The sequence below is a fragment of the Brevibacillus sp. BC25 genome (genome assembly GCF_000282075.1).
Taxonomy (GTDB): domain Bacteria; phylum Bacillota; class Bacilli; order Brevibacillales; family Brevibacillaceae; genus Brevibacillus.
Map to the genome: position 1 here is coordinate 16,090 of NZ_AKIX01000013.1, position 11,294 is coordinate 27,383.

Below are 11,294 nucleotides of genomic sequence, written 5' to 3' on the forward strand. Positions count from 1 at the left end.
TTCGGCTTACACGTATAGAACCGGGTTGTCCTGTTCTCTTTCCGATTGAGATTTCAGCGTGGTATTGACTAGAAATTCAGTGATGTGCTTAAGCGTTGGATAGTCCATCATCACAGCAGGTGTCAGTTCAAGCTTGTACTTTTGATTGATTTTAGTAGAAAACTCGGTGAGCTTGACTGGATCGAATCCGTACTCCTTCAGTTCAATATCCGAATCTATTTCTTCGCTCTCTACCTTCAGGATTAGAGAGGCGAGTTGAATGATCGTTGCTTGTACGTCATCAAACAAGCTGTCCGTATCCATTTCTGATGTAAAATAGGCTGCTCTCGGCATCTCTTTTACTTTTAACTTGTTTTTAATGTTTGCCATGCTGGAGGAAATTTTGTTTGAAACGACTGCAACAGCTTCGCTTGTATTGATTCCCTCCATATCGAATGGCTTGGTCGTTTTCATCAGCGCCAATTGATTCATCGGACCTGAAAGCAAGACTTCCAATGCCTCCATCCCTTCTGAAGGTTCAATCGAGCCAATGCCGATCTGTTCCATTCGTTCCTGATAGCCCTTGGACGCAACGATTCCAACACTGCCCCAGTATCCCCAGTTCATTACCTTCACCGCACACGTCCATTCCTCGGCAAGCTGATGGGCGAAAGCATCTTTGAAGGCGCAGCCCGAAGCATAATTGCTTTGTCCAGGCGATTTCGTAAACGAGTTAATCGAGGAGAAAAACAGGACAAAATCCAACGGCTCCTCGCCAAACACTTGGCTCATCCGCACACTTACCTCTACTTTTGGTACCAGTCCAGCGCGGAAGGTTGTCTCATCCATATTCGCCAGACTTCTATCAAGGAGAACAATAGCGGAATGAATTACCCCGTTAATCTTGCCATATTCCTTCTTGATCTCTTCGTAAGCAGATTGCAGCGACACGCGATCCGTAGCATCGGCATCGATGTAGAGCGGTGCAGGTCCTAGGGCAGCAAGTTGATTTATTTTGTTCTGAATCGACTCATCTTTCTTGCGGCGACCGATCCAAATGATCTGTGCTTGATAGGTGCGGATCATGTATTCGCTCCACGCTTGTCCAATACCGCCTGCGCCTCCAATCACAACATAGACTCCATGCTGTCTGTAGACGGTTTGGTTGATGGAAGGACTCTGCACGGGCATCAACTCCTGGCGATACCACGCGTGTCCACGATATGCCCAAGCGTTTCCATGAGCATCGGCAGGCAAAGCAAAAATATCACATAGCGGCCAATCGGCATGCGCTTCCAAATCAACTAGTCTTACCTTCCAGTTCGGATATTCCTTCGCCATCGATCCGATCAATCCGTGGATGCTGGCATGCGTTGGATGGACCGTATCTTTCTTGTAGATAGCCTGCGCCTGAACAGTAATGATCGTCCAGCCCAAGTCTCTCGTCTGATACCCCAACGCAAGCAAAGCCTTGATCAAGCGGAAAACTTGAATAACACCCCGCTCCTGATCGGTCATCAAGGACTCCTCTTTTACGGATTCCACAGAGCTATCAGGAGCAACCCACATGATATGATCAATCACACCCTGCTCTTCCAGCTTACTTGCGATAACCTCAATAGAGTCATCTGACTGAAGCGGTAAAACAGTAGCTTGAGGGTAATGACGTTGTAGGAGACTTCCGTCCTTTTCTTCGCCGCAAACGATGACTACTTGCTCACTTGTTGCTGGAATGACTTCACCTTTTTCTACAGACACAGCGTTCCATACTGGAGTGAGCATCGTGGTTCCCATCAGCGGTGGAGCGGAAGTCACTGTTTCCTGAGTCTCTCTCAACGTCGCAACCCATTTTTCACTCCCAGTTGAAAAGCCTCTCATCCTCACGCCTATTCTGCCTGCCTCATCGCATAAATTAATGTCTATTGTCGCGGTCTCATTCTCCGCTTGGACATCATCACTGAATCGAATGAGAGCAAACATCACAGCAGGATGATTCTCGAAGAACTCCAGCTCTTCAAGGGTAAAAGTACCATCTGGCTGGATGGAGCTGATGTTGTCAGATGATGTAGCCTCCGTGATGAGATAAAGAGATGACTGCAACAGAGACTCTAACAAGCTAGGATGGAGCACGAATTGTCCTGCTGTCTCCATCGCAATGGAAGGCAAGGAGAGTTTTACCAGTACTTGTCCCCGCGTCCTGTATACATGGTCAATCCCTTGAAATTTCGGTAGATCAGCCATTCCACGTTCTTTTAACAGCTCGTAGCATTGTCGGGCAGTAAGCATCTCGCTGCTCTCGGCTTGCAAGGCAGTTAGATTCACAGTTGGTGCTTCCACGAGCGAAGTGAATTCGACCATACCTTGGCTATGTACCACAGACCTGGTATCATCTTCTTTCGATTCGCTGTAGATTTCATAAGCAAGCACTCCAGTGTCCTCTGGATATATACCCACGTGTACCTGAACTAGATCATCGCCCACCAATAGTGGATCATCTGTGGCAACATGAGTCATTCGGATTCCAGATAAAGTCCCCGCTCTACCTCCTGCTGCCTGTTTCACTGCCGCCCGTGCCATTTCCAGATAAGCAGTGAGTGGAAAGAGACGCTGCCCGTTTACAAGATGATCTGCCAAGAACGGCTCCTGCCCTGTAAAGCTGGAACTGTATCTCAGCTCATAGAGGTCAGAGGTGTTTTTATGAAGCAATGGATGGAGGATATCCCCACTAGCCGAAGATGCTTCGGGCATACCTGTTGCTATTGGCTTTTGAACGTCTATCCAATAACGCTCTCTGGCAAAAGGATAGGTAGGCAAACTGACGCGGCGCGGCTTATCTTCGCTATATAGCTTATTCCAGTCAAGAGAGACGCCCTTGACCCAAAGATTCATCAGTTTTGCGTATTTCCCCTTGGCAATCCATGTCTCCACTGTTTGCTTCATATCTTCATCAGCAAAAAGAGCTACCGTGTCATGGTTGCGTTTCACTCGCCCACGATACAAATCGGCGATATTATCTGCGCCTTCTGCAAAATGTGTTAGTTTTTCCGCAAGCTCATCAACTGATCTGACGATAACAGCCAAGCGTTCTTCCAGCGCTTCCCGTCCTACTTGAAGGGTAAAAGCGATATCAGCCAAATGGGCATCGGTGAATAATTCTTCTTTGATCGTCTTTAATAATTGATTCACTTGAACGAACAGTCTCTCTTCGTTCTTCGCTGAGAGCACGATCATTTTTGGTTGCTGTGACTGTATGCTGCTCCCGGGCTGTCTATCTTTTTCGAGATACTCTTCGATGACAATATGGACATTGGCCCCTCCCGCCCCGAATGACGATAGCCCAGCGATTCTCGGATACTCCTCGGTTACTCCGTTGATTTCAATGGTTGGTCGTTTCCATTCTGTCAGCTTTTGCTGAACCGCAAATGGTGTATCACTGAAATCAATGTTTGGATTCATTACCTCAGCGTGCAGAGATGGTACGATTTGACCGTATTTCATCTGAAGCAATATTTTGGTCAATCCTGCAATTCCTGCCGCGCTCTCCGTATGTCCAATGTTCGACTTCGCCGAGCCGATGGCGCAGAATTGTTTGTCTTTCGTGTATTGTCCGAATGCGCGAGTCAGTCCCGCAATCTCGATTGGATCGCCCAAAGCGGTACCTGTACCGTGCGCTTCGATATAGCTGACGGCACGAGCATCCACTCCTGCCCGCTGCAATGCCTCATCGATTACTTGCGACTGCGCAATGGGGTTTGGAACCGTATATCCATTTGTTTTGCCGCCTGCATTGAGCATGCTTCCCTTGATCACGCCATATATGTGGTCTCCGTCGGCAATCGCCTTTTGCAGAGGCTTCAATACAATAGCTCCCACACCTTCTCCATCTACAAAGCCGTCTGCTTGGTCGCCAAACGACTTGCAGCGGTCACCAGCAGATAGCATAGTCGCTCCAGACAGTCGAATATAGTGAAACGGATCAACGATTAAATTGACCCCGCCAGCGATGGCACATTCACTTGTACCGCTATACAGGCTTTCCAAGGCTAAATGGATCGCCGTCAAAGAAGAGGAGCACGCCGTATCCACTGCTAGACTTGGTCCTTGGAAATTGAAGAAGTAGGAAAGGCGATTCGCAATCGACCAGTAGCTCGTTCCTGCTGGGTAATTTCCATTCATGACACCAACAAACACACCAATTTTTCTGCTTTCTCCTAACGTGGCAGGAGTGTAGCCCGCATCTTCTAAACTGGCGTATGCCGTTTGCAAAAATAAGCGCTCCTGAGGGTCCATCTGCTCTGCTTCGTTAGGCGAAATTTGGAAAAATAGCGGGTCGAATTTATCCATATCCTTGATGAAACCGCCCCATTTGGTGTACATGTATCCTCTTTTTCCTTTTTCTTCGCTGAAATATTCTTGCCAATTCCAACGATCCTCCGGCACTTCCGTGATGCAATTCTTCCCTTCTTTCAGGCGAGTCCAAAATTCCCAGACATCCTCTGCTTGGGGATAACGACCTGAAAGACCAATGATCGCCACATCCTGTCTGGACGGCGTTGTTGGTTTTTCCGCTTCCGTATCAAGAACTTGCAGGAAACGGCGAGACTTTGCCTTTCGAAATGTCGAGCCAGCCTGCTCTCTGGCTGGCTTTGCAGCAACTGCTGAGTTGGTTATTTGCTTTTGAACAGGCTGCTGTTCATCTATTCCTACTAATGCTTGTAATTCATCCGTTTGTGTTGTCATGAAATGCCCGACCAGCGCATCAATCGTTTGATATTCAAAAAAGAGGGTCGTGCTGATCTGATGCATTTTTTTCCGTAAGACATTCGTCATCTGCACAATCATAATCGAATCAATGCCATACTCCTCCAGGGCAGCAGAAGAGTCGATCTGGTCGAATGGAATTTTCAGTGTCTCTCCGACCAATTGCTTGAAATAGGCTATGCTTTTCTCTCGAAGCATATCCTCTGTGCTCGTTTCTCTGTCTGCATGTGAAGGAATGGGTAGAGTGGAAGCTGTGGTCCCCATTGATTTCTGCTGTTGTTTCGACTTGCGGACAACGCCGTCACTTTCAGCAATTATCAACTGTGGATAGGAGACAACTCGGTAGCCCTCATCTCTCCATACTTTCTGCCAAGCTTCCAGAGGTAGTGAAAGACCTGCTGCGAGGTCTTTACGTACGTTTTGATCGGTCATCTCTTGTACTAGAAGCAGACCATTCCTTTTTAAGAGATTCTTGCAATTACGCAGGGTTTGGCGAATTTGTTGAGCTGTGTGCAGTTTATCAGCTGTGATAATCAGGTCGTATTCACCAGCATTCATTCCTTGTTCACTTAACGCCGTTTCTGGATCAAAAACTTGGAAGCTCATAAAGGATTGATAGGCATGTAATTTTTGTGAAATCAAGGAACTGGTAGATTCCGTACCTGCTCCGATTTCGAGAATCCGCATTCGCGCTGATGGATCCTGCTTCACTCTCTCCTTGATAAAGGCAGCCACCACATCAGCAAGTCCTTCATTTTCATGGGCAGACAGCTGTAGCATGGATGGATAAAGTGCAGAGTGAACATCCACCCATTCTTCTACCTTCATCCCTTCAATAACAATAGGCTTTATGATCTTCATGAAAGCAACTTGATCCATGGCTCCTGCGAGAAGTGTCTCTATAGCTTGCATGGCTTCTTGCGGCTGAATAAGACCAATGCCGATTTGCTCCAAACGACGATAGGTCTCTACCATCTCTTGATGAGATTCTTCCATTTGCCCACTGCTCCAATAGCCCCAATTGATCAGTTTCACCGCACATGGCCATGCTTGGGTCAATTGATGAGCATAGGCATCCTTAAAGGTACATCCAGCCGCGTAGTTGCTTTGCCTCGGAGCTTTCGTAACTGCCATGAGCGAAGAGAAGAATAATACGAAATCCAAAGGCTCCTTCTCAAACACCAAAGCGATGTTCACACTCACATCAACCTTAGACGATAGGACTGCTCGGAAACCTTCCTCCTGCATGTTTTCCAAGCTTTCCTCAACCAAGACCATGGCAGAATGAACAACTCCGTCAATCCGTTTATACGTTTGCTTTATCTGTTCATAAGCTTCTTGCAAAGCATTCTGCTGCGTTGCATCCGCTGCTATATAGTCTGGTGCTGGTCCAAAAGTGGCAAGCCTATCCATCTGCGCTTGAATCTCTTCATTTTTTTGACGACGACCAATCCATATGATCTGGGCTTGATAGGTACGAATCATATATTCGGTCCACGCTTCGCCGATGCCACCAGCACCGCCAATCACCAAATAAATGCCACCTTGCTTCATACGTGTCTGATCGATCGGAGGATGTTCGACGGTAAGCAACTGCTGGCGATACCATTCACCCTGACGATAAACCCACGGACGCCCTTGACGATCTCTTGGCAGCCTCAACATATGATCCAACGGCCATTCAGATTCGGCCTCTACATCCATGAGTCGAATCTTCCAGTTTGGATATTCCTTTGCCATCGAACCAATTAACCCATGAATACTGGCGTGGCAAGGATTCACAACATCTGTATGTCGAATGGGCTGGGATTGAACCGTGATGACGCTCCACCCCAACTCCTTACTTCCGTATCCCAAGCGAAGCAAGGCTTTAATCGTTCGGAAGCATAGAATCACTCCCTGATCTTGCCCCGCGATTAATCGATGATCCGCCAAGGAATCTATCGCATCAAAAGGAGCGATCCACACCAGATGATCAATGGAACCAAGCTCTTCCAGTTGGTGTACGATTTCCTCAATCGTATTCTCAGCCTGAATGGATGACACTTTTGCTAGAGGAAAGTATTGTTGAATGGAGCGTGCATTCTCTTCATTTCCCCCCACAATGACAATCTGCTCATCAGCAGTTGGGAAAAGCTGTCCCTTTTCAACTGGAGTCACATCCCACACAGCAGACAGCATGAGATTCCCCACAGGAGGCTCCAGTGAGGTTGCGGAAGAAGCTAGGCTCGAAGAAATATGGTTCGCCTGCTTCCCGTCCTCCAGCACTCGCATGGAATATCCCTTTATTCGTACACAAACGGTTCCTTGGTCATCGCATAAGTCAATATCCAGCTTCTGCACCTTGTCATCTGGGCTGCTGTTGGCACTGTAGCGAACATACGCCCACATCGAGGATGTGCACTTGTTGTGAATGTCGACCTCCTCCATGGCAAAAGGCAAGGAGGGCTTGCGACTAGAATGACCATTCGCTGATGGGTTCTCTTCCCCAACCATCATGAGCCCGATAGATGCCTGTAAGGCAGAATCCATTAGGCTTGGATGCAGTACAAAAGGATTCTCCATTTCGGAGATGGAGGCTGGCAAGGACAGCTTGGCTAATACTTTGCCCTCTCCTACATACAAAGTGTCGATCCCTTGATGAGCCGAACCATAATCCATTCCGATTGAATGAAAAATGCTGTAGCATTGTTCGGATGAAAACTCACGTTGACCGCACTCCGCTTGTAAGGACGGCAGATCCAAGGCATGTTTCTCAGCAACAGAATGAAGCATGACGCTGCCTTGACTGTGTACGACGGGTTCTGCATCCATAGCCTCCAACTCGCTATAGATTTCAAAAGTAACCTCACCATTCTCTTCGGGAACAAGACCGATATGTATCTGTGCAGGTTGGTCCCCCACAATAATTGGTCGTGTCCAAACCACGTTTTTGAGTTGAATCTTGGCTGGTTCTTCTGTCAAGGCTGCCGTTGCTTGCTCTGCTGCTGCTCTCGCCATCTCCAGATAGGCAACTCCCGGCAAGATTCTCTGCTTCTTCACGACATGGTCCGTTAGGAAAAACTCCTGACCTGTAAAGGTGGAACTAAACCTCTGTTCAGAAAAATCAGAAGTATTCTGCTGCAACAGTGGATGAATCGCAGCTTCACTCGTGAATGTGAATGGCGCTGCTGTCTTGCCGCTTACAGATTTACTTTTGCTTTCCGGAATCCAATAGCGATTCTTCGCAAATGGGTACGTTGGCAAGGGAACACGTCTAGGTTTGTTATTTAGGTAAAGCTGTTCCCAATCCATTTCATAGCCTGTCACCCATAATTCTGCAATTTTTCTGATGTTGCCTTCTGCAATCCAGCTTTGGATAAGCTGTTGAGAGACTTGATCATCGCTTAATAATCCGAATGACTCGTTGTTCGGCTTCAAGCTCCCTACCCAACAAGTATCGATCGTATTCTCGCCTTTTGAATAAGCTTCCAATTTTCTGATCAGCTCAGGAATATCCTTGACGACAAAGGCTACTCGTTCTTTCATCCCTTCTCGTCCAACTTGCAAGGTATACGCCACATTTTCCAAATCGATTTGCGTTTCTAAATCAGCAAAAGACTGAACTTCTCCCTCTATATCGTCTCGATGGTTAATCATGAGAGAAGCGATGACGGAAGCAATGGAGCTGCTTTGATCGAACTCCTTGATATCCAGCTGAATATGCAGCTCCTCTTGCAGTTTTTGCTTTAGCTGTGTGATTTGAACGATATCTACTCCATATTCATGCCACTCTTGTTCGATCTCAATGCTGTTTTCTCCCACATGAATAATACTGGATAAAATCTTGCGGAGCTTCTTCTCTAGCATTTCTTGAAGCTGATTGTCAGATGATGCCCCTTTTAGAAACTCCGCTACTTTTTGCGCATAGGCTTGCAATCTTTCCTTATTCTTGGCAGATAGCGGAATTATCACTGGAATTACTTGCGCTTTCGGCTTTGTTTCAGCTGGGATGTATTCTTCCAAAATGATATGGGCATTGGACCCCGAAGCTCCAAACGAACTTACCCCTGCTCGTCTTGGAACGGTGACTTCTTGACCGTTTTCCATGCTCACCGAATTCCATTCTTCTGTCCGTTGCTGTACATAAAAAGGAGATTGCGCAAAATCAATAAACGGATTCACTTCCTTGGCATGTAAGGAAGCAACGAGCGTTTTATGGTGGAGCTGAAGAACAGCTTTTTGCAGACCACTGATACCCGCAGCAGATTCTGCATGTCCGATATTTGATTTCACGGAGCCTATGGAACAAAACTGCTGATCCTCTGTATATGGACGAAACGCTTTTACCAATCCTTGAATTTCAATCGGATCGCCTAAAGAAGTTCCGGTCCCGTGCGCTTCCACATAACGAATCGTTCTCGCGTCCACACCGCTCTTTTCTAGGCATGCTGTAATCACCTCTGCCTGAGCAACAGGGCTTGGTACGGTAGGCCCGCTCACCGATCCGACGTGGTTCACACTGCTTCCTTTTACCACGGCATAAATATGATCTCCATCCTCAATCGCTTTGCGCAATGGCTTTAACACGACTGTGCCGACGCCTTCTCCAGAAACATACCCATCGCCATCCTTGCCAAAGGTATGACAATAACCATCACTAGCGTGCATATCCATCATGCCATATGACAAATATTTGCCAGGATGCAAGGATAAATTGACGCCGCCCGCCAATGCAACCTCACATTCTCCGCGCTTGATGCTCTCCAGCGCCAAATGAACAGCCGTCAGCGAGGATGAGCATACCGTGTCAATCGCCATGCTCGGACCATGAAAATTACAGAAATAAGAAACGCGATTGGCAATCGGTGCATAGTTCAAGGATAACGGGAACATTTCTCCCCGAGACATCGCTTCCGCTCCGATGAGGGCATAATCCTTGTGCATCACGCCAACAAAGACACCAACCTGCCGTCTGTTACTGCTCCCCCGAGCCGGAACAATCGTCTTCGGCGTATAACCCGCATCTTCCATCGCTTCCCAGCACGTTTCCAAAAACAAACGCTCCTGGGGGTCCATCGTTTCTGCTTCCCGCGGCGATATTCTGAAAAAGGGAGAATCAAAGCAATCAGGGTCTTCGATAAACCCTCCCCATTTGGACATCTGCTTTCCTGAAGGGGATTTGAGTTCCCCAAACTGCTGCCAATCCCAGCGAGATTTCGGGACTTCTTTGATGCAGTCTTTGCCCTCTTTTAAATTCATCCAGAATTCTTGGAGATTTCTTGCCTCTGGATAACGCCCTGCCATCCCGATGATCGCAATTTCTTCATTGGCATTCGTTGCATGACTCTTAGAGATTGCTGATGAATCTACAACCCTGGCAGGTTGCGGCAACTCTTGTCTACCTTCCTGTTTCATCAAGTCAAGCCCACTGAATACGAAAGCATGATTCTCGGCCAGATAGGCGGCCAACTCAGCGATATTCGTATACTCAAACAATAAAGTAGGAGCCAGCGGCGTTCCTACTTTCGTTTCGACAGCCTTCACCACTTCCAACAAGCCCGGTGAATTCAACCCCATTTCATAGTAACCAATCTGCGTATCAATCAACGCGACTGGAACTTGTAATCGATCTGCCAGCAGTTGTTGTAAAAAAGTTTGTGCTTTACTCACGAAGGCAGATTGCGATTCATTCGCCTCATGAACAGATCCTCTCGACAGAGATACCGTTTGCTTCGATGGTTGGATCAGACCAGGATCACGAACTAGCTTGCCCGCAAAATTTTGCAAATGCGCTATTTTTCTACCTGATCTATCAAAGAACTCCATCGTCATATACATCAGTTCATTTTTTCGCTGGATGGATGAAGTTTGTACTCTGGCAAAGCAATGTTGCTGTAAAAGAGCGGAGGCCCGAAAAGATTCATAAAAAAGCGGCAAAAATAGCCGCTGTTCTTCTTGGACTACCGAGGTGAACATTACCATCGAGCCGATCGCGGACCCATCGATCAATGTCGGGTGAAACATGAACCCTTCCGCACTGGGAAGGGCATGTTTACCGAGTGAAATATCCATTACCGCCGCTGAATCTGTTTCGTAAATCGTTCCTTCTGCCTTCATAAAACCTGTATGCACCAATTCCTGGCGGCAGCATTGTTCATACACATCATGCAGATTGACCTTTTTGTTTGCTGCTCGCTCTATCATGGGAAGATCCAGCGTTTCATCGAACTGCGCAGAGGCACTTTGATGCATTTCAGCAGTGACATACAGCTTTTTCTCCGAGTTTAAAATGCCGTTGCGCTGTGTCAGACCCTCCATCCGAATCTGCCACTGTCCTGCTTTGCCTTGCGTGCACTGAATGCTCAGCATGACATCATAGTCTTGTCCCACCATGATCGGATGATAGATCGTTAGATTACGAAGCTCTAGCTCGCTGTAATCATGACCATTTTCTCGAAACATTTGATACAACAGATCAATATGGGCTAATCCGGGCAACAGTTCCTGACCGTGCGCTTTATGATTTTTGAGGATTGGATGGTTGATCGTTATGAGAAACTGATCATGCACTT

1 protein-coding gene is annotated in these 11,294 nt (G+C 47.2%); it reads right to left on the bottom strand.

Annotated elements, in window-relative coordinates; all coding sequences use genetic code 11:
- Positions 1-6: 6 nt before the first annotated feature.
- On the bottom strand, positions 7-11,292 hold the full coding sequence (locus tag PMI05_RS02530; protein WP_007716796.1) for an SDR family NAD(P)-dependent oxidoreductase: 11,286 nt from the start codon (positions 11,290-11,292) through the stop codon (positions 7-9).
- Positions 11,293-11,294 lie beyond the last annotated feature (2 nt).